The sequence below is a fragment of the Kocuria salina genome (genome assembly GCF_013368965.1).
In the GTDB taxonomy this organism is placed as follows: Bacteria; Actinomycetota; Actinomycetes; order Actinomycetales; family Micrococcaceae; genus Kocuria; species Kocuria rosea.
The window spans coordinates 151,877-174,492 of record NZ_SSSF01000009.1 but is presented as its reverse complement, the minus strand read 5'-3'; the positions used below and the strand labels follow the sequence as shown (position 1 = coordinate 174,492).

General features: G+C 68.1%; 25 protein-coding genes and 1 pseudogene. 15 read left to right on the top strand and 11 right to left on the bottom strand.

Features of this window, described 5'->3' with window-relative positions:
- Positions 1-521 precede the first annotated feature (521 nt).
- The gene (locus tag E7Z53_RS16770) at positions 522-1,172 is read left to right on the top strand and encodes a hypothetical protein (RefSeq protein ID WP_176338270.1); all 651 of its coding nucleotides are present in this window, start codon (positions 522-524) and stop codon (positions 1,170-1,172) included.
- Between the two features lie 129 nt (positions 1,173-1,301).
- Positions 1,302-1,799: a hypothetical protein gene (locus E7Z53_RS16765; RefSeq protein ID WP_176338269.1), complete on the top strand. Its 498-nt coding sequence runs from the start codon at positions 1,302-1,304 to the stop codon at positions 1,797-1,799.
- A gap of 12 nt (positions 1,800-1,811) precedes the next feature.
- On the opposite strand, the gene E7Z53_RS16760 is transcribed toward E7Z53_RS16765, so the two are convergent.
- From E7Z53_RS16760 to E7Z53_RS16745, 4 genes are all read right to left on the bottom strand, one after another.
- Entirely contained in the window at positions 1,812-2,960 is a 1,149-nt protein-coding gene (locus E7Z53_RS16760; protein ID WP_176338268.1) for a hypothetical protein, read from the bottom strand.
- A 9-nt stretch (positions 2,961-2,969) separates the two neighbouring features.
- Complete coding sequence (locus E7Z53_RS16755) at positions 2,970-3,587, bottom strand: hypothetical protein (RefSeq protein WP_176338267.1); 618 nt, start codon at positions 3,585-3,587, stop codon at positions 2,970-2,972.
- Between the two features lie 46 nt (positions 3,588-3,633).
- Positions 3,634-4,143 (bottom strand): hypothetical protein, encoded by a 510-nt coding sequence (locus tag E7Z53_RS16750; protein ID WP_176338266.1) that lies wholly within the window; start codon positions 4,141-4,143, stop codon positions 3,634-3,636.
- Between the two features lie 96 nt (positions 4,144-4,239).
- Positions 4,240-5,652 (bottom strand): aminotransferase-like domain-containing protein, encoded by a 1,413-nt coding sequence (locus tag E7Z53_RS16745; RefSeq protein ID WP_176338265.1) that lies wholly within the window; start codon positions 5,650-5,652, stop codon positions 4,240-4,242.
- Between E7Z53_RS16745 and E7Z53_RS16740 the strand changes: the two genes are divergently transcribed.
- The 4 genes from E7Z53_RS16740 to E7Z53_RS16725 all read left to right on the top strand — a co-directional run bounded on the left by E7Z53_RS16740 (position 5,651) and on the right by E7Z53_RS16725 (position 8,565).
- Positions 5,651-6,583, top strand: a complete 933-nt coding sequence (locus tag E7Z53_RS16740; RefSeq protein ID WP_176338264.1) for a DMT family transporter — start codon at positions 5,651-5,653, stop codon at positions 6,581-6,583. The genes E7Z53_RS16745 and E7Z53_RS16740 overlap by 2 nt on opposite strands.
- 99 nt (positions 6,584-6,682) lie before the next feature.
- Positions 6,683-7,243, top strand: a complete 561-nt coding sequence (locus tag E7Z53_RS16735) for a GNAT family N-acetyltransferase (RefSeq protein WP_176338263.1) — start codon at positions 6,683-6,685, stop codon at positions 7,241-7,243.
- An 81-nt stretch (positions 7,244-7,324) separates the two neighbouring features.
- Positions 7,325-7,921: a GNAT family N-acetyltransferase gene (locus E7Z53_RS16730; protein ID WP_176338262.1), complete on the top strand. Its 597-nt coding sequence runs from the start codon at positions 7,325-7,327 to the stop codon at positions 7,919-7,921.
- Positions 7,922-8,076: 155 nt separating this feature from the next.
- Complete coding sequence (locus tag E7Z53_RS16725; protein ID WP_176338261.1) at positions 8,077-8,565, top strand: GNAT family N-acetyltransferase; 489 nt, start codon at positions 8,077-8,079, stop codon at positions 8,563-8,565.
- An 87-nt stretch (positions 8,566-8,652) separates the two neighbouring features.
- Here the strand turns inward: E7Z53_RS16725 and epsC are convergent, their stop codons facing one another.
- From epsC to E7Z53_RS20880, 3 genes are all read right to left on the bottom strand, one after another.
- The gene (gene epsC / locus E7Z53_RS16720; protein WP_176338260.1) at positions 8,653-9,162 is read right to left on the bottom strand and encodes a serine O-acetyltransferase EpsC; all 510 of its coding nucleotides are present in this window, start codon (positions 9,160-9,162) and stop codon (positions 8,653-8,655) included.
- Positions 9,163-9,303: 141 nt separating this feature from the next.
- Positions 9,304-9,825: a hypothetical protein gene (locus tag E7Z53_RS16715; protein WP_176338259.1), complete on the bottom strand. Its 522-nt coding sequence runs from the start codon at positions 9,823-9,825 to the stop codon at positions 9,304-9,306.
- A gap of 166 nt (positions 9,826-9,991) precedes the next feature.
- Entirely contained in the window at positions 9,992-10,765 is a 774-nt protein-coding gene (locus tag E7Z53_RS20880) for a MerR family transcriptional regulator (RefSeq protein WP_176338258.1), read from the bottom strand.
- Between the two features lie 54 nt (positions 10,766-10,819).
- Here E7Z53_RS20880 and E7Z53_RS16705 point away from each other — a divergent pair, with 54 nt between their 5' ends.
- Positions 10,820-12,097 carry an amidohydrolase family protein gene (locus E7Z53_RS16705; RefSeq protein ID WP_176338257.1) on the top strand — a complete coding sequence of 426 codons (1,278 nt, stop codon included), beginning with the start codon at positions 10,820-10,822 and terminating at the stop codon, positions 12,095-12,097.
- Between the two features lie 129 nt (positions 12,098-12,226).
- On the opposite strand, the gene E7Z53_RS16700 is transcribed toward E7Z53_RS16705, so the two are convergent.
- Positions 12,227-12,478, bottom strand: a complete 252-nt coding sequence (locus E7Z53_RS16700) for a helix-turn-helix domain-containing protein (protein ID WP_369598008.1) — start codon at positions 12,476-12,478, stop codon at positions 12,227-12,229.
- Positions 12,475-13,113, bottom strand: coding sequence for a hypothetical protein (locus E7Z53_RS16695; protein ID WP_176338256.1), 639 nt, complete (start codon positions 13,111-13,113; stop codon positions 12,475-12,477). Before E7Z53_RS16695 ends, E7Z53_RS16700 begins: the two co-directional genes overlap by 4 nt.
- A gap of 470 nt (positions 13,114-13,583) precedes the next feature.
- Between E7Z53_RS16695 and E7Z53_RS16690 the strand changes: the two genes are divergently transcribed.
- The 8 genes and pseudogenes from E7Z53_RS16690 to argS all read left to right on the top strand — a co-directional run bounded on the left by E7Z53_RS16690 (position 13,584) and on the right by argS (position 21,107).
- The gene (locus E7Z53_RS16690; RefSeq protein WP_255219635.1) at positions 13,584-14,006 is read left to right on the top strand and encodes an ASCH domain-containing protein; all 423 of its coding nucleotides are present in this window, start codon (positions 13,584-13,586) and stop codon (positions 14,004-14,006) included.
- Between the two features lie 278 nt (positions 14,007-14,284).
- On the top strand, positions 14,285-14,821 hold the full coding sequence (locus E7Z53_RS16685) for a GNAT family N-acetyltransferase (RefSeq protein WP_176338255.1): 537 nt from the start codon (positions 14,285-14,287) through the stop codon (positions 14,819-14,821).
- Between the two features lie 113 nt (positions 14,822-14,934).
- The gene (locus E7Z53_RS16680; protein ID WP_176338254.1) at positions 14,935-15,510 is read left to right on the top strand and encodes a GNAT family N-acetyltransferase; all 576 of its coding nucleotides are present in this window, start codon (positions 14,935-14,937) and stop codon (positions 15,508-15,510) included.
- A 4-nt stretch (positions 15,511-15,514) separates the two neighbouring features.
- A complete protein-coding gene (locus E7Z53_RS16675) occupies positions 15,515-16,105 on the top strand; it encodes a GNAT family N-acetyltransferase (protein WP_176338253.1) in 591 nt (196 codons plus the stop codon).
- Positions 16,106-16,226: 121 nt separating this feature from the next.
- Entirely contained in the window at positions 16,227-16,868 is a 642-nt protein-coding gene (locus tag E7Z53_RS16670; protein ID WP_047803247.1) for a GNAT family N-acetyltransferase, read from the top strand.
- Between the two features lie 125 nt (positions 16,869-16,993).
- On the top strand, positions 16,994-17,677 hold the full coding sequence (locus E7Z53_RS16665; RefSeq protein WP_160310784.1) for an ABC transporter ATP-binding protein: 684 nt from the start codon (positions 16,994-16,996) through the stop codon (positions 17,675-17,677).
- Positions 17,674-19,284 (top strand): hypothetical protein, encoded by a 1,611-nt coding sequence (locus tag E7Z53_RS16660; RefSeq protein WP_176338252.1) that lies wholly within the window; start codon positions 17,674-17,676, stop codon positions 19,282-19,284. Before E7Z53_RS16665 ends, E7Z53_RS16660 begins: the two co-directional genes overlap by 4 nt.
- Before the next feature lie 182 nt (positions 19,285-19,466).
- Positions 19,467-21,107 (top strand): annotated as a pseudogene (gene argS / locus E7Z53_RS16655) (arginine--tRNA ligase).
- Between the two features lie 58 nt (positions 21,108-21,165).
- Here argS and E7Z53_RS16650 read toward each other — a convergent pair.
- Entirely contained in the window at positions 21,166-21,438 is a 273-nt protein-coding gene (locus E7Z53_RS16650; protein ID WP_176338251.1) for a hypothetical protein, read from the bottom strand.
- Positions 21,439-22,066: 628 nt separating this feature from the next.
- Positions 22,067-22,441: an SdpI family protein gene (locus E7Z53_RS16645; protein WP_047803242.1), complete on the bottom strand. Its 375-nt coding sequence runs from the start codon at positions 22,439-22,441 to the stop codon at positions 22,067-22,069.
- Positions 22,442-22,616 lie beyond the last annotated feature (175 nt).

Sequence of the window (22,616 nt, the reverse complement as noted above, 5' to 3'; positions counted from 1 at the left end):
GAGTGCCGCTGGAGGGTAAGGGCAGTCACTGGTCGGTCCGAGAGCATCGAGTGCAGGGCCGGATCGGGCTCATAAACGCACCTAATTCTTGTTGGGAATCCGCGGGGAGAATCCTGCCCGGCCAGCAGGGGCAGGCCCCAGTCACCGGAAGAGGGGTTAACCCCGGATGCTGCCAGGGAGCTGGGTAGTGCGACGAGGGTGGTGAACATCGTGGTGAGCCTCCTGGGTTAGGGCTTTCCACGCTACTGAGATGCGACTGAACCTCATGGACTGCGGTGGTGCCCTGCGTGTCGGGAATTCGCCATGGTGGGGCGACGGAACCAGTAAGGGACAACGCCCTGAGCAGACGTCGGTCCGCCACGGGGAAGTGCTGGCCCAGGCGGTGCTGTCCCCGATGACCTGGGACAGGGGTGCGTCTGCCCCCGGATCGTCCCCTTAACGGATGCACACCTAGCGTTGGTCTCTACTGGGCGGTAAGACTGGGGGCACCGGGCTCCTGTCCGGTCTATTGGAGGGATGGGATGGACCAGCGCCGGGTGAAGCGGTTGATGTTTCTGTGCGGGGTGTTCATGGCAGGAGTCGGGGCCGTGCCCCTGTGGTGGAGTATGGCTCATCTGCTCTCACCATCGGGCTCCAACGTGTTCATGCCGTGGCTGGGTGTGCTCAGTGGCTCGTTGGCGGTGCTCCTCGGGGCAGGGTTCGTCCTCTGGTCCCTTGGCCGGCGACCGGTGCGGCTGAGTCGACGACGGTCAATCTACATCGTGCTGGCCGGTTGGCCGGTCGCGGGAGTCTTGATCCTGGCGGGTTCCTGGGATGACCCCACGAGTGCTGGGGTCGCGCTGTTGCCGATCTTGGTGGCGTTTCCGATCGGGGCTCTCTTCGAGCAGCCGCAACAGGAGCTGCGATACGCCCGTTCTCTCACCGCTCATCCCGGTCGGGTCCGGTTCATCGTTGTTGCCGCGGCCATCGGGGGTGCGCTGTTCGCGGTGATGAGCGTGGTCACTTTGTTCCTCGGGGATCTGGGGTTGGTGGGGACCGCGGTGGGGTTCACCGTGATGATGGCGGCCTATGCGCTCGGGCAGCGCGCCGATCTCAAGGATCTCGCTGCGGGTGTCCCGCGGGACGGTTTTGATCCCGGATCCGGCCTTGGCCGTGATGAGTCCTCACCGTGAATCTGAGGGCGCGGCAACCCATGGCGGCACCCGGAACAGCCTGTCCTACCGGAGCCGGGACGGTAACGATCAACGGTTTCGACGGCACGGTTTCCCAAGCGGGCGGCCCTGCAAGCACAGGAGGTGGGCGTGCTCTCCAGGGTTGAGAAGGTGCTGCTGGTGGTCTGGGTGTTGCCCCTGGTCTTCGGGGTCGTGGCTGGTTGGCACACCGCTAGGTCGCCGGGGGACGAGGGCGGGATCATGCTGGCCATGACTGGGTTGGTCGCCGCGATGTACATCGGGTTGCTGGTCAGCATGGTGCGTCGTACCCGGCGCCGAGCCCGCCTTGTCGATGACCAGGACGGTGCAGCGGGGGTCGGCGACGAGGTCGAAGAAGTAGATGCCGACTTCATCGAGGGACGGGTCTTCCACCGCGGGCACGGTTACATCGACACCCCGCGAGCCCGTGGGCGGGCCTATCTTGGTGTGCAGTCACTGTCGCTGTTCGTTTTCATCCCCGCGGCCATCTACTTCCTGATCACCCGCGGTGACTGGTTTCTGGCCGTGATCGTCGTGCATGTCATCACGTTGCTGACCATGTCGGTCTATATCAACGAACGCGACACCGAGGACGACCCCGCGAAGTAGCCCTGCGGTGTCCTATTGGCTGATCACCACGGGCAGGAACGTCAGGTGCGCCAGGCGTTTCTCGTCCCCGCTTCCCGACACGCTGTAGTCGCCGCGGGAGGCCGGCTCGCTGGCATCGAGGACCCGCTGGGTGCGCTCATGGTCGCGGATCGTCGCGTGAGCCGAGTTGATCAGGGTGGTCGCATCCTTGGGGTCACGGATGAACACGATGAGAGCGATACGGGTCTGCCGCCACAGCGTGTACCTCGTCAGCAGTTGATCCAGCCCGTCTGACAGCGCTTTGGGGCCCTTCCAGATCTTGCACTCCCCGACGAATGCGTCGCGGTCTTTCCAGCGCAGTAGCAGATCGGATTTGCCCTGTCCGATGAATGTTTCGCCGGTGACTTGCCCTTCGAAGTTGGCGTTGAGCACGAACAGCAGCACATCGCGCAGGGTCTCCTCGTCCTGGTCCAACAGCCGCTTGGCTGTTCCGGGCAGGCGCTCCAGCGCGTTGGAGAACGAAGCGATGGTCTGCATCACCGATTCCGCCATCTCTTCGGCTAGGGACCATTGTGGCGCCCCAGCGGCTGCTGCCTCTTCGATCACCCGCATGGACATCGGCGCGGGGCGAACGGGCACTTCCACACGATCAACGGTGGGTTGTGTCAGTGGTACCTGCAGTTGCTCCATCGCTCCGCGCAATGCGCGGGTGGCCTTCCATCGAGGCTGCAGCTGCGCACTGAGCACCTCGGCGAATGCAGCCTGGCGCCGCTCGATCCGCTCATTAGCCGTACGGACGTCCTTGAGGAGCTGACCCTCGATCTGCGCCAGGGCTTGAGCGAGTTGCTCGGCGAAGTCGTCCCCGAACTGGCTCTCTATATCGAAGGCGAACTCGGCGATCGACTTCCCTCCGGAGGACTGCCCCCGCCCCACGATCTTGCTGACCTCCATGAGCAGGTTCAGGTCACCACGGAACGGGTACTTCAGCTCGAACCGGCTCCCAGAGTGGTCGTAGTAGCGGTCAGCCACGTCGAGAACAAGCGGTTGTGGCCCGAGGGTACTGATGAGCTCCTCGAGAATGACCTCCAGTGGACGATGGGCAAGGTCATCATCCGTCACCTTGGCGGCGACGGTGGCGGCGTAGGTGCGCAGCTTCTCGATCTCGATGTCTTCGCTTGTCACGCTCTCACCCTAGGACCTACGCGCTCCCGCCTTGGTAGGCCACCTCGCGCGAGCAACCCGTGCCGAACATGGGCTCTGCTCAATCCGACAGGTGAGTGTGGACGTTCGGGATGCCCTCGCTGGTGGTCCCATTGCGACTTCAGACGTACCGGGCCAGGAACTCAGGCCCAGCGCATCCCGGTCGGGATCTCCTCGACGGTGCCCAGCGCCCCGAAAAGGAACAACCGCAACAGCAGCACCAGCACCGGGGGGGAGGACGGCCGCCCCCAGGATCCAGGCACGGGCCCGGAAAACTGCGGCGTAGATTTCCTCTGTTTCCCCGTCGGCGCCGCCGATCCATTGACGATGAGCCAGGCGAGCCAGGTAACCGCTGCGGTAGCGGGCCTGGAGGTAGGCGTAGGTGAAGAACAGCGCCCCGACCACCGGGGCGACCACCGTCTCGGCGTCCGGGTTGGCGTAGAGCACCCCCACACCGCTGACCAGGGCCAGGAACAGACTCATCGCCAGGACCGCGATATGGAAGGACGTCACCGCCAGGTCGGCCGCGACCCGCGGGACGTCCTCGGGCGAGGCGGCCAGCCGCGCAGCCACCGGGGCCCGGAGGAGGGTGAGCACCACATTGGTCACACCGATGAGCATCAGAGCCCCGAAAGCGATCCATCCCATTTCGAGCTCAGCCCATCAGCATCCCGGCCGGCAGATCCGCCTCCGACCCCAAAGTCCCGTAGAAGAAGACCCGGGCGCCCAGCACCAGGAGCGGCGGGATGAAGCCTAAAGCCAGGATCCAGGACCGGGCCCGGGTGGCGTCCTCCCACATCTGTTTCGTTTCTCCCGGGGCCCCGCCCCACCGCCAGCCGGCCGCGGCTTGCCGGGATATGGCCGAGGGGTAGCGCCGGGCCTGCAGATAGGCGACACCGAAGAGCACGAGCAGCCCGAGCGGGAAAAGGACGGTCACCGGGCCTGGGGCGGCGTAGAGCACCTGGGGCAGAACGAACAGCGACATCAGGGCGCTGAAGACGACGAAGACGCCGAAGAAGACGGTAACGGTCAATGTCGTGGCGAGTTTGGCTTGTTCCTCGGGGCTATCAGTGAAGCGAGCAGCGATCCACCCACGGGTCAGCGCGGTGAGATTGCCGGCCATGATGGCGAGAAAGGCCACGATGAAGATCGGGAGGAAGGACATGCTGGGGCCTCTCGTCTCGGACCGGCGCCAGGTGCCGCCGTTGTCCCAGCGTAGAAGTTGCGGACGCGAACACCCAGACGCCCTATTGGGGTTCCCTTATTCGTGGTTGGTTTCGATCGCTTGGCCGAGGCGGCGGGCCCCATCGGAGAAGGCTGCGGGGTTGGGGCCGGCGTAGTTGAGGCGGATGTAGGGGCCGGTGGGTTCGGCGGGGAACCATTCGGTGCCTGCGGCGATGATGACTCCGCCCGCTTCACAGTCGTGGAGCAGCCGGGGGAGGTCGGTGTCGTCGGGCAAACGGGCCCAGAGGTTCAGCCCGCCGGCGGGGACGTGTTCGATGTGGGCCTGGGGGGCGTGTGCGGTGAGGCTGGTCAGCAGCAGGTCCCGGCGCCCCTGGAGCTGATGGCGCAGTCCGCGCAGGTGGGTCTGCCACCCGGGGTGGGTGACGACGTCCAGGGCGGCGGCCTGGAGCAGCCCGGAGACGTAGATCGATTCGGCGGCCCGGTCGGCGAGGATGCGCTCGTGGGCGGGGCCGCGGGCAATGACCGCCCCGACGCGCAGGGCGGGGGAGACACTCTTGGTCAACGACCGGAGGTAGACGACGTGCCCGGAGTCCTCCCCGGCGGCCAGGGGCACCGGGGTGGTGGTGATGCCGAAGTCGTGGGCCCAGTCGTCCTCGATCAGGAAAGCCCCGTGCTCGGCCACCACCTGAAGCACCTGCTCACCCACCGCCGGGGACCACTGGGCGCCGGTGGGATTGGCGTAGTGGGGTTGGGCGTAGAAGACCCGGGCGCCGGTCTCGGCAAACGCCCGGGCGAGCTCGGTCGGGTCGGGCCCGGTGGGCCCGGTCGGGACCGGGACGATGCGCACCCCGGCCTGGGTGGCGGCCTGGATGGCCCCCCAGTACGTGGGTGATTCCAGCAGCACCGGGTGCTCGGCCCCGGTCAGGGCGCGGAAGATCGAGCTCAGCCCGCTCTGGGTGCCCGGCAGCACGATCACATCCCGCGGTGTGGGCGGGCTGATCCCATCCGGGGTGGTCGCGCGCAGTTCGTGGGCGAACCAGGACTGCAGCTCGGGCAGACCCGCGACCGGGGGGCGGGACAGGGCCGCTTCCGTGCGTGCGGCCCGGCTCAGCGCGGTCCGCACCAACCGTTCCGGCAGCAGCTCCCGGTCGGGGTAGCCGGAGTGGAAGGCGATGACATCGTTGGGAGTGCTGCGCAGCGCGGTGGACACCGACCGGGCCGGTGCCTGGGGGGCCCGTAGCGCCCCGGTCTGCCAGCTGTAGTCGGCCGGGCGGGCAGTGCGTGCGGCGCGCACGAAGGTCCCGACCCCGGGCCGGGTCTCGACCACACCCTGGGCGGCCAGTGCCCGCAGCGCCTTCTGCACGGTGACCGGGCTGGCCTGGTACTGGGCCACCAGGGCCCGGGTGGAGGGCAGGCGCGCCCCCGGGGCCGCCCCGGCGATCCACGCCCGGAGCCCCTCGAGAATCCGGGAACTGTTATCGTTGTCCATGGAAGCCAAGAGTAGCGCTACTGTCATTTCGCCCCAACCGATATCCACTCGACCGGTCACAGGTGTGTGGTGGGGGTTGCTGGGTGTCACCGCGTTCTCCTTCACGGTGCCGTTCACCCGGGTGGCGGTCGAAGGCCTGGACCCGTTGTTCATCGGTGCGGCCCGGGCGGTCGTGGCCGCGGTGCTGGCCGCCGCCGCGCTGGTGCTGAGTCGCCAACGCCTCCCGCGCGGGTCCCAGTGGGTGCGGCTGGCCGTGGTTGCCGGCGGGGTGGTGGCCGGGTTCCCGTTGCTGACCTCCTACGCCCTGACCGCGACCCCGGCCAGCCATGGTGCGGTGGTGATCGCCCTGCTGCCGGCCGCCACGGCGGTGATGGCCGTGCTGCGCACCCGTGAGCGCCCCGCCCGCGCGTTCTGGGTGATCACCGGGATCGGGGCGGTGGTGGCAATCGGTTTCGCCTCGGTGTCCTCGGGCGGCCTCGGGCAGCTGCACGGGGCCGACGTGCTGCTGTTGGGGGCGGTCGCCGCCGCGGCCATCGGTTACGCCGAGGGTGGGTTGCTGGCCCGTGAGCTCGGCGCCTGGCAGACCATCTCCTGGGCGCTGGTGCTCGCCTTCCCGGTGATGGCGGCCCTGACCCTGGCCTCGGTGTACCAGCAGCCCCCGGCCGGGACCCCGGTGCAGTGGGCGGCGTTTGCCTACCTCGGGGTGATCAGCATGTTCCTGGGCTTCTTCGCCTGGTACCGCGGCCTCGAGCTGGGCCCCATGGCCCAGGTCAGCCAGATCCAGCTCGCCCAACCCGTGCTGAGCATCTTCTGGGCCGGGCTGCTGCTCGGGGAGCACCTCACGCTCACCACCATCGTCGGGGGCCTGGCCGTCATCCTCTGCGCCGGTGCGGCCGTGCGGGTCCGGCTGAACCCCGCCCCGCGCACGTGACCTCGTGCCGTCGTTACCCCGAGCGCCCAGTGCAGCAGGGGGTGCGGTGCGTCCCTTGGTCACCGTGGCCAGGGGCGGCGGTGCCCTACCGTGGTGAGCATGATCAGTTCCCGGCTCGGCCCCGTAGAACAGGCTGTCCTTGAGGATGCGACGGTCGTGCACGAGCTTCGGCGCCAGATCGAGGACTGGCTGGGTGAGCAGGGCATCGAGCAGTGGGGCCACGGCCATGTGAGCCGGCAGGAGATCACCGAGCAGATCCAGGCCGGCCAGTGGAATCTGGCCCGCGATCCCGCCATAGGGGTCGCCGCGGCCGTACGGTTGCTGTGGGCCGATCCCGAGGTCTGGGGTGCCGAGGACACCCCGGCGGTCTATGTCCACGGGCTGATGGTCCACCGCGGTGCGTCCGGCCGTGGCCTGGGGGCGTTTCTCCTGGACTGGGCCGCGGAGCGTGGCCGGGCTGAAGGAGCCGAGGTCATCCGGCTGGACTGCGTGGAGTCGAACACAGTCCTGCGCACCTTCTACCAGCGGCAGGGATTCCAGGAGGTAGGCCGGCGGGACTTCAACGGGCCCTGGTACAGCGCCACCCTGCTGGAGAAGACCTTGCCGCCAGGACCACCGTCGGCATCCCTAGCAGGGCGCCCTATCGTCCACGGGCAATAGGGGTTCCCTATGTTTGGCCTGAGTTCATGGGCAACGTGGTGGTGCGTGTGGGGCTGTGCTGGCGTTCAGTAGCCTGGCGGCATGGACTTCCTGGCGATCCCCACGCTCACCGGCACTTTGGCCACACTCGAGCCGCTCGCGCCGGAGCACGCCGGGGAACTGGCAGAGGCGGTCGCGGAGGAGAACCTCTACCAGGTTTGGTACACCCGCCTGCCTGCCCCGGAAGCGATGGGCGCGGAGATCGAGAAGCGGCTGGCCGGCCACGCGGCCGGTCACCTCGTGCCGTGGACCATCCGGGCCGGCGACGGGCGGGCGGTGGGGATGACGACCTTCCTCAACATCCGTGCCGACCACCGGCGTCTGGAGATCGGGTCCACCTGGATCGCCCCCAGTGTCCAGGGCACCGGGCTGAACACCGAGGTGAAACTGCTCCAGCTCACCCACGCCTTTGAAACCTTGGACTGCATCGCAGTGGAGTTCCGCACTCACTGGCACAACCACAGGTCGAGGCGCGCGATCGCCGCCCTGGGCGCGAAGCAGGACGGGGTGCTGCGCAATCACGACCTGTGGCGTGACGGGACCATGCGCGATGTGGTGGTGTTCTCCATCATCAACAGCGAGTGGCCCACCGTGCGGTTATCCCTGACCGAGAAGCTACGCACCCGCACTGCGACATGAGGACGCCCCCAGGTGTAGAGGCCTCACACGCCAGGAGCTACTAAAACACCAGTCACCTGCAGGTGCCGCGACGTTGCAGTAGAGGTTTCTCTTCGATCATGAGGCTTGACCAGCAGCTGGACCGGCCCAGGTGATGGCATCCCTAGCATGAAGACATGCGCCTGCGAGAGACGGTCCCAGCTGACCTGGACATCCTCTTGAGCTGGGTGCCGTCCGAGGCAGACATGGTGCTCTGGTCCGGGCGCACCTTCACCTGGCCGCTAGACCGTGGGCAGCTGGAGAACTACCTGCAGAATGCTCAGCGCCGGTACTGGACCGGGCTGGACCCGGAGTCGGGGAATCCGGTCGGTCACGCCTCCCTGCTCGTCGACGATGACGCGGCCATGATGCGGCTCGGCTGCGTCCTCCTCGACCCGGCAGCTCGAGGGCGTGGTTGGGGGCGGGAGCTGATCAGCACGGCGGTGCGTACAGGCTTCGAGACCACGGAGCTTCCGACCATGAAGCTGGGTGTGTACGCGCACAACATCTCGGCTCGGCGCGTCTACGAGGATTTGGGGTTCCAAAAGACCGGCCGGGTGCGCAGCACCGAGGTGAACGGCCAGCCCTGGCACGCCATGGAGATGGAACGGCCACGACTGGCCTGAGCCGCAAACGGACGCAGGCTCGCCCCGTAGATTGACTGGCGCCGTCACGGGGATCCGGCGTTGCGGTTGAGCCTCGTCGCGAGATCATCACCCGTCGATGCCAACGACCGTGGTGCCGGGCACGACGTCGCGGGTCACCACGGCGCCGGCGCCGACCTTGGACCCATCCCCGAGGGTGACTGGGCCGATGACCTTCGCCCCGGACCCGATGAGCACCCCGTTCCCCACAAGGGCGTGGCGTCGGCCCGGGGAGCCGTCCCCGACGAAGCTGGCCCCTTGGTAGATGGTCACGTCGTCACCGATCACGGTGGTCTCTCCGATAACGACCTCGCTGCCGTGGTCGATGAACAACCGGTGCCCGATCACCGCCCCGGGGTGGATGGTGATGCCGGTGGCCTTCGCGGAGGCGGTGGCGATGGCCTGGGCGGTGGGTTTACCCCACCGTGTGGACCACAGGAGGTGGGCGAGGCGGTGGGCGGCCACCGCGTGCAGCCCCGGATAGCTCAGCAGCGTCGCGATGGTGCCTTGGCCGGCGGGGTCGGCGGCGGCGATCGCACGGGCATCGGCCAGGGCACTGGGACGGGTGGGCTCGGTCATGGCCACACCCTAGAAGACATCCGGCCGGGAACCGTTCACCCCTATCGGCTTTACATATGGCCGGTTAGCGGCGATCTCACGCAAGGACGACGTTGCAATAGAGGCTTCTGTCCCGGGGCAGTGCGAAGAGCTTCGGGAGGCTCAGCGGCGGCCGCGCCCGCGGCCGCCAGAGCGCCGGCGGCTGGGCGAGGAGGGCTGGTGCTTGCGCCCGGTGTGGCTGGAGCGGCCAGCCGGCTCCGGGTCGAGCAGGTGCTCGGCCCCGGCCAGCAGCGTGGCGGCTGCCAGCAGCACCCCGCCGTCGTTGCCCAGCAAGAAATCCGAATCCAGCACGAGCGTGGAACGCTGGGCCGCCAGGTCGTTGGTGACCCCGACGGTGAACCCGGCGGCCGCCGCGGTCGCCGGGACGGTCTCGACGCGCTCCACCGCGGTGACCTCCACCTCGGGCAGCTCCTGTCCGGTGAGCCGGTACTCCTCCAGCACCTGCCGGCCCAGCGTCAGCAGCGTGGAGATCAGGGTGTTCGAGCTGACCCGTGCGTCCTGCGAGACGGCGACCGCCAGGCGCGCGCGGGTACCGGTGGTGGTCATGCGGATCTGGGCGGCGACGGCGAAGGAGTCGACGACCGGAAGGTTCTCGATGGCAGGGCAGGGCGCGGCAGCGTTCAAGGGGGCTCCAAGGGAGAGTGATGGGGACGAGGCCAGACTCTCACACGCCCCGACGCGGCACCCAGGCAAGGGCGCGGCAGGGCGGGCACATGACGTGGATCAGCTGCCCGGAAGGTGCAGGCAGTCCCTATCCCGCGCACGTTGCATTAGGGATTCCCACCAAGGGTCAGGGCGTGGTCGCGTCGCGCAGGTGGTGTGTGGCGTAGGTTTTCATTGCTGTCGCCAGCCAGCCGGGGAGGGCGGGGTCAATGTCAGCGATCCAGGCCCGTTGCTCCTCGTCGTTGAGGTAGAGATCGGCCAGGGCACGGTAGGCCGCAGCATGGGGTTCCCAGTACCGGGCGATGGCCCCGTGGTGCTCTTCGACGAGTTCTTGGGCTTCCTGGTCATCGGGTGGCACCTGGTGTTGCATGAGTTCGGCCATACGGTGGAGCAGGGCCCGGTTCTCGGCGGCTGCTTGTTCGTAGTCGGTCATTTCCCAGCCGTCGGTGGCGGTGTCGACGGCGGTGAAGGCGTCCTCGACGACTGGACCGTGGGCAGCTTCGAGCCGGTGCTTCAGGCGGGAACGGTCGTGGTGGAGGCCGCGGAAGAAGTCCGCAGGTTCCATAGTGTGGGCGCCGGTGAGGTCGGTGATCGTGGCCTCGATGGTTTCGATCACGGTGCCCAGACGGTGTTGTTCGGCGAGGATCTGTTCGCGCTGGGCGCGCAGGGCGGTGATCTCGTTGACCTGCCCGTCGATCACTTGCCCGATCTGCCCCAGCGGCACACCCACTTCGCGCAGCAACAGAATGCGCTGCAGACGCAGCAGTTGCTCCCGGCCGTACCAACGGTAGCCATTGGCCCCGATCTCAGCCGGTGCCAGGAGCCCGATGGCGTCGTAGTGGCGCAGGGTCCGGGCGCTGATCCCGGCCATGGTGGCGAGCTGGCTGATGGAGTAGCGCACGCTCCACCGTATCGCCTTGACCTTCTCGTAGCGTCAACTTCTACCGTGAAAGCCATGGCACTGACGATCAATAACGCGAGGATTTTCGACGGCACCACTATGAGCGCCCACGACACGGTGCGCGTGGTGGACGGGCGCATCGAAGCAGTAGGGGCCCCTGGCCTGGTGGCCGCCGGGGACACCGTGGTGGAGGCAGGTGGGGCCACCCTGCTGCCCGGGCTCATCGATGCGCACCTGCACCTGCTGCCCGGGACCGCCCACCAGGCGGTGACGTTCGGGGTGACCACCGGGATCGACCAGTTCAGCAAACCTGAGGTGATCACCCCGGTCCTGGCCCGCAACCACCAACCGGAGGTGGCGCAGATCAGGACCTCGAGCATCGGGGCGACCGCCCCAGGTGGGCATCCCACGATGGCCTACGCACCCTTTCCCTACGTCACCGGACCCAAGGACGCCGCGGCCTTCGTCGCCGACCGCAGGAGAGAGGGTGCGACCCATCTGAAGGTCTTCTACGACGACGGCTCGACCGCCCCGATGCGCATGCCCTCCTTGGATCTGCCCACGGTGGCCGCCCTGGTCCGGGCCGCCCACACGGGCGGGATGCTGGTGGTCGCCCACGTCACCAGTGCCGCGGCTGCCGTCGACGTCGTGGCCCAGGGCGTCGACGTCCTCGCCCACGTGCCGTTCGAGCCGTTGAGCGAGGCCCAGCTGGAGGTCTTGGCCGCATCCCGGGTACCGGTGATCGCCACACTGGGCATCGCCGACGGCTTCCCGGGCCCGGACGGCACCATGCCGCTGCTGGGTCAGTCGCGCCTGGCCTCGCGCCTGGGACCGGGATGGACCGGGATGCTCCAGCGCCAGGGGAAGCGGTGGATGCCCCCAGGGGCGCCCGACTTCGCCGCCGCCAGGCGCAACGTGGGGGCACTGCACGCCCGGGGGGTGCCGATCCTGGCCGGCACCGATGCCCCCAACCCGGGTCTGGTCCACGGGGCGAGCCTGCACCGGGAACTCCAGCATCTCGTGGCCGCCGGGCTGAGCCCGCTGGACGCACTGGCCGCGGCGACCTCCGGCCCGGCGGCCGCCTTCGGCCTTCAGGACCGCGGGGTGATCCGCCCGGGGGCACGGGCCGATCTCGTCCTCGTGGCCGGGCGCCCGGATGAAGGCATCACCGCCACCCAGGACATCACCGCCGTATGGAAACAGGGTGTGGCAGTGGATCTGGACGGGTATCGGGGCAGCCTTGAGGAGGAGACCGACCTGGTGGCACTGCAGGCCACCAACGAGAAGATCATCGCCGCCATCCACCAGGTGTGGCCGCAGTTGACCTCCTGACCGCGACACTCGACCAGCCCCAGCGGACCGATCGAGAAACCGCCGATGAACCCTGTTGCAGTTGGGGTTCCCTTGTGGTCCGGTCCGTGGATCGAGCGAGCCTGGTCTGTCGGGGCGCGTTGGCCTGTCTCAGGTTTGGGTGTGTTGAGGGGAGATGGTGAGTAGGTCCCCGACCTCGCACTCGAGTGCTTGGCAGATCGCGTGCAGGGTGGAGAAGCGGATGGCTTTGGCATGTCCGTTTTTCAGTAGGGACAGGTTCACGAGGCTGATGCCGACGCGTTTGCTGAGCTCGGTCAGGGTCATCTCCCGGGCAGTGAGTAGCGCGCTGAGGTGGCAGGTGATCAGTTGTTGCTCGGGGGCCTTGGGTCGACTCGTGCTCACACGAGGTCCTTGACGTCTCGGTAGTAGTGGGTGCCGCGGGAGAGCACCGCGGCCAGCAGCAGCAGGATCAGTCCGATCACGAACAGCACGGGGTTGAGGCTGTCGACGATGTAGACCCCGGGGGTGCCCACGCCGACGGCGTTGCCGCCGGCGAGCAACCCGGGCAGGGAATGGACCGTCAGGTACTTGGCGTAGCCCTCTAAAATTGCCGCGGCCACGCCGGCGGCCAGGGCCAGGATCCCGGTGGCTGCCGTAGAGCGCTGCATGAACGCCCCGAAGGGGACCTGTCGGGCCAATCGATAGCACAGCACCACGCAGGTCAGTGCGGCGATCAGGAAGCAGAAGGCGCTGAGCAGGATCGAGCACCACATCAGGACCAGGGCCTGCTGGGGGGCTTCGGTGACCACTAGCCGCAGCCGCTCGGCGAACACGGTTACCGTCTGCGGGTCCAGGGAGCCGGGGGGAAGTTCGTGGGTGGCGGGGACGCTGATCTGGATATCACCTTGTGCGAGGGTGCGCAGGGGATACCCGGTGAGGAACAGGGCCAGTGCTGCGGCCAGCAGGACGGCGACGGTCCCGGACAGGGCGCCGGCCCATCGGACGATGAACTGTGGTGTGCGCTGTTGAAGTTCCACCGGGGGACCCCTCACGTTTATGTTTATCGTTATTAACGAATATCATAATGGGGCGCCCAGGGGCAGCACGAGAGGCGTCCATGTGGGGAGACCGTCGAGCCGGCGGATGGGAACCGATCACGGGCGCCTCAACCCATAGAGCACGGGAGGGGTTGGGTGTTCCGGTCCGCTGTGGGCGCCCTGTCCTGATCGTCGTTGGCGCCTCAGCGAGGCGGTGTGCGCCTGATGCTGTCATGCCGGACGGGAAGTAGGGCCCGCGCTCAACAGTCGCAGGGCAGCCCCAAGTTATGGGCAAGTGGTACTCGGCCTGCGAGACGTCCTCCACTTCACATATGGCCCGGCTACCGGCCATTTGCGCGAGGGCGATGTTGCAGTAGGGGTTCGTTGGTGGGCACTTGATTCCCGTGTGAGCGCGTTGCCCGTAGCATCGAGTGCGCTCCTTTTGGGTCACTGGGCGGCATACTCGACCCATGGATGAATCGATGCCGGTGGCCGAGTTCGCGGCACCCGGACCGTTGCGGGACCGGCTCGTCCAGCTGATCCGGTCCGGCACGAAGACAGGCACATCGTCGCTGCTGGGTGACTACGAAGCCAAGGGCCAGCCCCTGCCGCGCCTCGGCGAATGTCAGGCCCTCATGGACTCCACCGGGCGGGTGGTTGCCACCTTGGAGATCACCGAGGTGGTCACGATGCGGTTGGCCGAGGTGCCCTGGGAGCACGTGCTGGCCGAGGGCGAGGGGCACCGCAGTGTGGCCCAGTGGCGGGAGGCCCACGAGGAGTTCTGGACGGCCACGCCGCCGGAGGCGTGTGCCGAGGTCCCGGGGCGCGACTTGGACGACGACACGCTTGTGGTGCTGGAACGATTCCGGCTCCTCCCGGACCGGGTGAAGTGATCCCCTCGATCCAGCTCTGGGGTGTGCCGCCGGCACCACCCCAGCGCACCACCAGCACGAGGCCTTTTGGTTTACATGTGGCCCGCTTCCGGCCACTTCTTGTGAGCGGCGCGGCAGTGGGGGTTTCTTCTACGTGCATGCTCCCTTCACGCCGAACTGCAGCGCGCCGACTGGTGTGCTTGTGGGCCAGGGTTTGCCGGGGAGTTCTGACGGCGCCCAAGGGTGACACCTCGGGTTTTGTGCCCCCGATGTTGCGGGCGCGTGGTCGACTGGGGTTTATGTCCGTTCCGCCTGACCCGATCGCCGGGGCGTGGCCTCGACACACCGGCCGTTGCCTGCTGCGCCCTGTGCAGGCTGCTGATCTCGAAGCGATGCTCGTCTACCGGGGTGACCCGTACGTCACCGAGCATCTGGGCCATGCCCCGTTGTCGCGTGATGAGGTCCAGGAGCGCATGCAGGCCCGCTTGTCCGGGCAGGACCCGGTGCCGGGGTGGTTCGTGCGTGGGGTGGCGATCGTTGTCGATGACCGGCTTGTCGGGGATGCGATGCTGCGTGTCCAGCCCGGGCCGGAGGGGCGGTCCTGGCAGTTGTGGATCGGGTACGCGCTACGACCGGAGGTGTGGGGCCGTGGCCTGGCCACCGAGGTGGCCACCGCACTCGTCGACATCGGCGAGGAGCTGGGTCTGTCGGTATGGGCGGAGACGTTCGCGGAGAACATCGCCTCACAACGTGTCCTCGAGAAAGCAGGGCTGGAACTGGTTGAGGAAGTCGCGGCCGAGGGCCGGCGGTGCCGCATCTTTTGCTCCACGAGGTAAAGACCTCTGGTGCGCGGCGGAGCATCCTTGTCCCGGTGAGCGTTCATCATCCGCCATGCGGGGGGAGCGGCGGCGGCGCGGTCTTGGGGCAGAGGTGTTCTTAGGATGGGGGCATGCGACTGCGTGCGACGACCCCGGCCGATCTGGACGTCTTCTTGGGGTGGGTCCCTTCCGAGGCTGACATGGTGTTGTGGTCCGGTCCCAGCTTTACGTGGCCATTAGACCGGGGGCAGCTGGAGGTCTACCTCGGCCATGATCAGCGCCGGTACTGGACCGGGCTGCACCCCGAGTCCGGGGACCCGGTCGGGCATGCCTCGCTACTCGTCGACGAGGAGGCACCCATGATGCGGCTCGGGTGCATTCTCCTGGACCCGGCTGCCCGAGGACGCGGTCTGGGGCGGGAGCTGATCAGCACCGCTGTGCGCACCGGCTTCGAGATCACAGATCTGCCTGCCATGAAGTTGGGGGTCTACGCCCACAACACCGCGGCCCGGGGCGTGTACGAGAGCCTCGGGTTCCAGGAGACCGGTCGAGTCTCCAGCACCGAAGTGGGCGGCCGGCAGTGGCACGCCCTGGAGATGGAGTTGTCACGAGAGGCCCACATCGTGCCCGATGAAACGAGCGGGCACGCAGCGGCAACACAGCGGCTGAGCAGTTCCTCGGCCCGGTCGGTCCGGACGCGAGACTAGCTCGATGCTCGACCCTTGCGGTCCCTCGCGGCCATCCTCGATCGGCACGTCACAGGTCACCATCCGCCGGGCTCGCTCCGGTGACAGTGCTGCCCTGTTGGCCTTGCAGCACCGCTTGGATGAACAGTCGAGCTATCTGCTTCTGGAACGGGGCGAACGCCCCCACTCGGATCATGCGTTGCGGGGGCGGCTGTCCGAGCAGGGACCCGTGGGCAGCTTCGATCTGCTGGCCTTTCTCCCTGGACGGGACCTGGGGCCGGTGGGGTGGATCGCGGTGGAGGTTTCCCCATACCGGCGTGCCGCCCATGTTGGACACCTGGTGCTGGGTGTGGATGCCGCGTGCAGCAGTCGGGGAGTAGGGCACCGTTTGCTGGGCGCCGCTGTGGAGGAGTGCCGGCGGCGGGGGCTGCGGCGGGTGGAGCTGACAGTGATGGTGGACAACCTGGGCGCTGTGGAGTTGTACCTGCGGTGCGGGTTCCTCATTGAGGGCCTGCGTCGTGATTCTTTGATCCGCGATGGAGCAGCGGTCGACGAGTACGCCATGGCTCAGCTCCTCCCGGACACCGAAAAGGAGAATCAGACAACCGGCACCTGAGGTAGGGACGGGACTGCCGCACCGATAGGTCAGGGTCACTTCTCCGTGCGGCAATCCCCAACTCGCCCACAGTGCAGTGGGGGTTCCCTGAGGGGTCTTTCGCGATCAGTAATCTGGGGGCATGGACTTCCTGATGCGCCCCACGCTGACCGGTTCTCTGGCCACGCTGGAACCGTTGGCGCTCGAGCACGCTCCGGAACTGGCAGAAGCGGTCCAGGACGGCCAGTTGCACCAGCTCTGGTACACCCGGGTGCCGGCACCGGATCGGATGCGCGAGGACATCGAGGTGCGGCTGGCCGCCCACGCCGAGGGGCGGGTGGTGCCGTGGGTGATCCGGCGTCCCGGTGATGGAGCCGCCGTCGGGGTCACCACGTTCTTGAACATCCGGGCGGAGCACCGTCGGTTGGAGATCGGTTCGACCTGGATCGCCGCCTCCGCCCAGGGCACCGGGCTCAACACGCAGGTGAAGCTGCTGCAGCTCACGCACGCCTTTGAGACTCTGGGGTGCATGGCGGTGGAGTTCCGCACGCACTGGCACAACCACCGCTCCCGGGCCGCGATCGCCGGGCTCGGGGCGAAGCAGGACGGGGTGCTGCGCAATCACGACCTGTGGCGTGAGGGGACCGTGCGCGATGTCGTCGTGTTCTCGGTGATCGATCGGGAATGGCCCACCGTCCGGCTGAGCCTCACCGAGAAGCTCGCGCGCCGGAGCGTATTTCCAGCTCCGGTCCAGAGCGGGACCCTCCGTAGGCCGACGCCCTGAAGACAACGCAACCGGGGTCGGTGCTGGGTCATGGCGGTGTCAGATATCCGGCCGGCGGGGGAGCTCTAGGTGATGGCACCGGGGAAGAATGAGATGGCCGTGTTGCCGTTGAAAGGCTCTTGTCCGTGCGTTCCGCTTCTGTCCTGTCTGTTCGTGAGTTGGTGTGTGGTTATGCCGGGGTGCCGGTGACCGCCGGGGTCAGCTTCGAGGTGGGGCCAGGGGAGGCGGTGGTGCTGCTCGGGGCCAATGGGGCGGGCAAGTCCACGGTGTTGCGCACGGCGGTGGGTCAGCAGGTTCCGGTGAGCGGGGAGCGGTGGCTGAAGGGTGGGCCGGTGGTGGAGAACTCGCTGGTCTACCGGCGGGCGGTGAGCTGTCTGTTCGACGAGGACGCGTTTCTGCCCGGGGTGTCGGTGGGGCATCACCTGGAGTTGGTGCTGCGCGGTCACGGGGTGGCCGATGCGCCGGTGGTGGCCGCCGAGGCGGTGGTCGAGTTCGGGTTGGGCGACCGGGTGGACGCCTCGCCGTTCGCTCTGTCTTCGGGCCAGCGACGGCGGGCGCTGCTGGCCGGTGCACTGATCCGCCCGTTCGAGCTGCTGGTGCTCGATGAGCCCGAACAGCGCCTGGATGCGTTGATGCGTGCCCGTTTGACCGATCGTCTGGTCGCCGCCCGGCAGGCGGGGGCGGGGTTGCTGATCGCCACGCACGACGCGTCGCTGGCGGCCACGGTGGGCACCACTGTGCTGACCATCGACTCCAGCGGTGCCCTGGCACCGGTCGTGCCTGCCCCGCAACGGGAGGGCCGGTCGTGACGGCCGGTGCCGGTGTGAAGCCTGCCGGGCCCGCCGAGATCGAGGTGTTCCTGCGAGGCGCCCGGGCCCGGACCCGCGGCCGGGCTCGAGGTGCGGATCGGTTCGTCGATGCGTACACCGGGCTCTTCGTCACGGTGGTGCTGGTGGCCTGGGCGGTCGCCGGGGTCCTCGGTCTCGGGGCCTGGCTGGGGGATCTGGTGGCCGCCGGTTCCCCCGGCGGGATGCTGCACCGCCAGGCGGCCGCCTGGGTGGGGGCCGGGGCGCCGGTGCTCGGAGCCGCGGTGCTGCTCGGGGTGGTCTGGGTCGGTGCCGTGGACTTGTTGCGCGGGCTGGGACCGGTGGGGGTGTCCCCGGAGCGGGCGGTGTGGGTGTGGCCGCTGCCTGGGGCCGGGGCGCAGGAACCGATCCGCAGTGTGCGCCGGATGCTGTGGGTGGCGGCTGCGGCCGGGGCGGTGTTCGGTGGCACCGGGTTGTTGCTGCTGGGCGGTGCCGGGTCGGCGGCCGGGTGGGGCGCGCCGTGGTGGCAGGCGGTGGCGCAGCTGGTGTGCTGGGCCGGCCTGGGGGTCGGCGCGGTCGGGGTCGCTGTCTGGGCCCAGATCGCCGGTGAGGCGCGAACGCCGCCTTGGTCCCGCCCCTGGGCGGGATGGTTCCTAGCACTGGGGGCTGTGCTGGTCGTGCTGGCCGGGACCCGGGACGGGGCCACCGGCCGGTGGGATGTTGTGCCGCCCCTGGGGTCCGTGACAGTCGCGGGATCACTAGTGGTGGTAGCCGGGCTGTTCTGGGTCTGGGCGCTGCGGTGGGCCCGGGGCCTGAACGGGGTGCAGCTGCGGGCGGCCGGGGCGCGGACCCGGCACCTGTCCAACGCTGTGTCCCTGCTGTCGGCCCAGGACCTGACCGCCGCGCTGGCCCCGGCCACGGTGACCGGGGTGCGGGGGTTGCCGGGAAGCACCCCGGGGTGGGTGGCGGGGCCGCGCACGGTGGTGCTGTTCGCCTCGCTCACCGCCCTGCGCACCAGCCGGTGGCGGGCCGGACTGGCCGTGGACCTCGGGTTGACCGTGGTGCTGCTGACCTCCTTCGCCCACACCGTGGTGCTCGCCGGGTGGGCTGCGCTGCTGGTGGTGGGGTGCCGGGGGCTGAGCCGCGGCACGGCCTATCTGGCCGATCTGCGCGCCGGGGCCGCCGCCGAACGGAACCTCCCGATCACCCCCACCGCAGCCGCCCTGATGCACCTGGTCCTCCCGTGCGTGCTCAACGCCGCGGTCCTGGCCGCCGTAGCCTTGCTGGGCGGGGTCTCGGCCGGCACCAGCTGGGCGGTACTGGTGCTGCTCGGGGCCGTGGCCGGGACCGGTATCGGTGCGGCCGGCCTCTACCGGACCTTGGGCCCGGAACCGGACCACACCCAGCCCCCGATCGACACCCCCCTGGGACCGGTGCCCGTAGCCCAGCTGATCGGCTACAGCCGGGGGCTCATCCTGGTGCCCGCCCTGCTCGCGGCACCCGCCACCGTACTGCTCCACCCCACCGCCTGGCCGGCGGCCCTGGCGGCAGCCCTCGCCCTGACGGGCACCGCCGTGGCCCTGGCCATCAGCACCGACCGGAAACACTGAGACCCGAATCCTGCGGGCCACAGCCGAGCCGAACCACACCTACCGGGCTCCCGAGGTGCGATAGGGGTTCCCGTCGGACGTGGCGTCGGTGTCCGGGAAGTGGTGTTTGTCGCTGTCGTGCACGGGTGGCGACCATGTCCGGGGGATCGGGGCGCTTGAGAGGGCGGCGTTATGCTTCACGGGTGACTCCAGAGGAATTATCCGCCGCCATTTCCGCTTGTTTGCAGGCCGCCGTCGAGGCCGGTGACCTCCATGTCGACCTCCCGTCGGAGGTGCGTGTGGAGCGACCGAAGAACCGGGAGCACGGTGACTGGGCCACGAACATCGCCCTGCAACTGGGCCAGAAGGCGGGGATGAACCCGCGCGAGCTCGCCCGGATCCTCAGCGATCGGCTGGCCGGCATCGACGGCGTCAAGAGCGTCGACGTCGCCGGCCCGGGCTTTATCAACATCACCCTGGACGCCGGCGCGGCGGGGGAGCTCGCCCGCACCATCGTCGAGGCAGGGTCCGCCTACGGCACCAATGACGCCCTGGCGGGTCACACCATCAACATGGAGTTCGTCTCGGCCAATCCCACCGGGCCCTTGCACCTGGCCCACACCCGCTGGGCCGCACTGGGCGACTCGATCGCCCGTGTGCTGCGCGCCAGCGGCGCGGCGGTGACGGCGGAGTAATACATCAATGACGCCGGAACGCAGATGAACACCTTCGCCGCCTCCGTCCTGGCCACCATCAAGGGCCGACCGATCCCGGAAGGCGGCTATCCGGGGCAGTACATCGCCGATCTTGGCCGCCAGGCTCTGGCTGCCCGGCCGGAGGTGGCCGAGATGGATGATGAGGAGGCGCTGCCGATCGTCCGGGAACTGGCCTATCGGGCGCAGATGGCCGACATCGAGGAGACCTTGGCCGAGTTCGGGGTGCACTTCGACGTGTTCTTCTCCGAGTCGGCCCTGCACGAGGGCGGAGCGGTGGGGCAGGCGGTGGACCGCCTGCGGGAGCAAGGTCACGTCTTCGACCTCGATGGTGCCGTCTGGCTGCGCACCACCGACTTCGGCGACGACAAGGACCGTGTCCTCATTCGGGCCAACGGTGAGCCCACGTACTTCGCCGCAGATGCGGCGTACTACCTGTCGAAGAAGGACCGCGGGTTTGAGCAGAAGATCTATCTGCTCGGCGCTGACCACCACGGCTACATCGGCCGGTTGCAGGCCATTGCCGCCTGTGCTGGGGACGACATGGAGCACAACATTCAGGTGCTCATCGGCCAGATGGTGTCCGTGAACGGAGCCCGCCTGTCGAAGAGGGCCGGGAACATCATCGAGCTGCGGGATCTGTTGCAGTGGCTCGGCAAGGATGCGCTGCGGTACTCGCTGGGCCGATCCTCGGCGGACTCGGCGATGTCGATCGATCCGCAGCTGCTGCAGAAGAACACCAACGAGAACCCGGTGTTCTACGTCCAGTACGCCCATGCCAGGACCCACGCCGTGGCCCGCAATGCGGTGTCGGCCGGAGTGGACACCGGCAGCTTCGACGCGGTGACGCTGGATCATCCCACCGAGGGTGACCTGCTGGCCGCGCTCGGGCAGTTCCCCGGGGTGGTCGCCCAGTCGGCGACCTTCCGGGAACCACACCGCGTCGCCCGCCACCTCGAGGTCATCGCCGGCGCCTACCACCGTTGGTATGACGCCTGCCGCATCGCTCCCCAGGGAGACGCCCCGGTCCAGGACGTGCACCGCTCGCGCCTGTGGCTGAACAACGCCACCCAGCAGGTCCTGGCCAACGGCCTCGACCTCCTCGGCGTTTCCGCACCCGAGAGGATGTAACCGGGCACGCAGCAACCTGCCCCGTGACGGATTCAGTAGAGGTTCCTTAGGGGTCTGGTCACCTCACGAAGAGGAAGTACTGCCCCGGCACGGCCAAGAGCAAGACGGCTCCAATCAGGAAGCACCACGAGGACCGCCTCATCAGTGCCTGCATTTCCTGTGGGGTCGTGGAATCGCCGGGGAAGGTGAGGAAGAGAAAGCGTTCGGCGGATCGCCGAGCTTTTGGCCCCGTACGGCGCAAGCTAACAAACATGACCATGTACACGAGAGCCCAGACCGGGCAAAGCAGAGCGACCTCGTCGGCGTCCTCAAAGTTCGGCAGGATAGCCATGATGAGGAGCGGAAACAGCGTGAGCCCGGTGCAGGCGGTGATCCACCGTGTGGTCGCTTTCACCCAGGGCCTGCAGTCAATTTGGCTCTTCCTTCGATCGCGACACGTGTCGTGGCGTAGACATTCAAGCGTGCTCTAGGGGTTCCCGGGTAGGAGCGAGAGCCAGCAGCGCCCGCGCGCGGACCCCCAGCTCCAAACGATCCTCTTCCAAGCTAGCTGGATAGGGTGAATCGATGGCACGGACACTCTCCCGCATCCTGACAGCAGTAACAGTGCTGGCTCTCGGGGCACTTCTGCTCTTCATGATCCTGGACCCACTGATCGAGACGCGCCTGAGCCCGCTGATCGAATCTCTCGGTTGGACCCTCGGAGTGCTTATTGTGATCCGTCTACTGCTCAGCATTCGACGCCTGAGATCAGGAGTCGCCGCTCCGGTTATGGGCGCGGCTTCAGTGCAGTCACGACTTCTCGGGTTCTCACCGGGCAGCTCGAAGATTGAAGATCCTAATGGACCTGCATATACAACCTCCAAGATCGAGAAGGACTCTCGCGACAAGCCTGGCGGAGCGCCGCTCTAGATTCGGCACCCTGCCCGGTTGAGGTTAGAAACGGAGCTGGCCACAGACGCTCACCTGCTGGCGGTGACCGCACGTGCGGCGCGGTTGGCGGCCCCGGCGGAGCGCAGCAGCACGACGATCTCGCAGATCAACGCGACGGCAGCCACCGCGGTGCCGGTGAAACCACCGCCCAGGACCTGGACGACCAGTGCGGTTGGAACCCCCACCGCGGCTACCGGCACCATCTTCCGGACCACGGGCAGGGCCGCGGCATGGCCGGCAGCCCAGGCCTCATCGGAGGCCTGGGTGTGGCGGGTACGAATGCCCGCCGAACCGTTGCGCCCGAGTGAATCCTCGGCGGCCCAGCGCACCACCGGGACGCTCATCGCGGGAAGGACCATCAGGGCGAAGAGCAGCGGGACGAGGCCGGCGATCTCGTCGGTCATCGCAAAAAACATCCAGAGAGTGGGTGCTGTCCACGCTCCGAGAAGCACAGAGCATCCCAGGCGCTTTGCCCCGCCATGCCTGTCGCAGGGTGCTTCCAGGAATTGTGCCTGTGCAAGTGGGGTCTCTTCTGGGCCGGAGGTAGTCCTGTAGGGCAGGTCCTAGGGGATCTGGGCC

Coding starts and splice junctions, on each gene's coding strand:
- E7Z53_RS16725 (WP_176338261.1), top strand. CDS start 8,077: ATGCGCCTGCGAGAGACGGTCCCAGCTGACCTGGACATCCTCTTGAGC.
- E7Z53_RS16670 (WP_047803247.1), top strand. CDS start 16,227: ATGGACTTCCTGATGCGCCCCACGCTGACCGGTTCTCTGGCCACGCTG.
- epsC (WP_176338260.1), bottom strand. CDS start 9,162: ATGACCGAGCCCACCCGTCCCAGTGCCCTGGCCGATGCCCGTGCGATC.
- E7Z53_RS16750 (WP_176338266.1), bottom strand. CDS start 4,143: ATGTCCTTCCTCCCGATCTTCATCGTGGCCTTTCTCGCCATCATGGCC.
- E7Z53_RS16675 (WP_176338253.1), top strand. CDS start 15,515: ATGCTCGACCCTTGCGGTCCCTCGCGGCCATCCTCGATCGGCACGTCA.
- E7Z53_RS16740 (WP_176338264.1), top strand. CDS start 5,651: ATGGAAGCCAAGAGTAGCGCTACTGTCATTTCGCCCCAACCGATATCC.
- E7Z53_RS16745 (WP_176338265.1), bottom strand. CDS start 5,652: ATGGACAACGATAACAGTTCCCGGATTCTCGAGGGGCTCCGGGCGTGG.
- E7Z53_RS16705 (WP_176338257.1), top strand. CDS start 10,820: ATGGCACTGACGATCAATAACGCGAGGATTTTCGACGGCACCACTATG.
- E7Z53_RS16730 (WP_176338262.1), top strand. CDS start 7,325: ATGGACTTCCTGGCGATCCCCACGCTCACCGGCACTTTGGCCACACTC.
- E7Z53_RS16735 (WP_176338263.1), top strand. CDS start 6,683: ATGATCAGTTCCCGGCTCGGCCCCGTAGAACAGGCTGTCCTTGAGGAT.
- E7Z53_RS16645 (WP_047803242.1), bottom strand. CDS start 22,441: ATGACCGACGAGATCGCCGGCCTCGTCCCGCTGCTCTTCGCCCTGATG.
- E7Z53_RS16685 (WP_176338255.1), top strand. CDS start 14,285: ATGTCCGTTCCGCCTGACCCGATCGCCGGGGCGTGGCCTCGACACACC.
- E7Z53_RS16690 (WP_255219635.1), top strand. CDS start 13,584: ATGGATGAATCGATGCCGGTGGCCGAGTTCGCGGCACCCGGACCGTTG.
- E7Z53_RS16680 (WP_176338254.1), top strand. CDS start 14,935: ATGCGACTGCGTGCGACGACCCCGGCCGATCTGGACGTCTTCTTGGGG.
- E7Z53_RS16650 (WP_176338251.1), bottom strand. CDS start 21,438: ATGGCTATCCTGCCGAACTTTGAGGACGCCGACGAGGTCGCTCTGCTT.
- E7Z53_RS16770 (WP_176338270.1), top strand. CDS start 522: ATGGACCAGCGCCGGGTGAAGCGGTTGATGTTTCTGTGCGGGGTGTTC.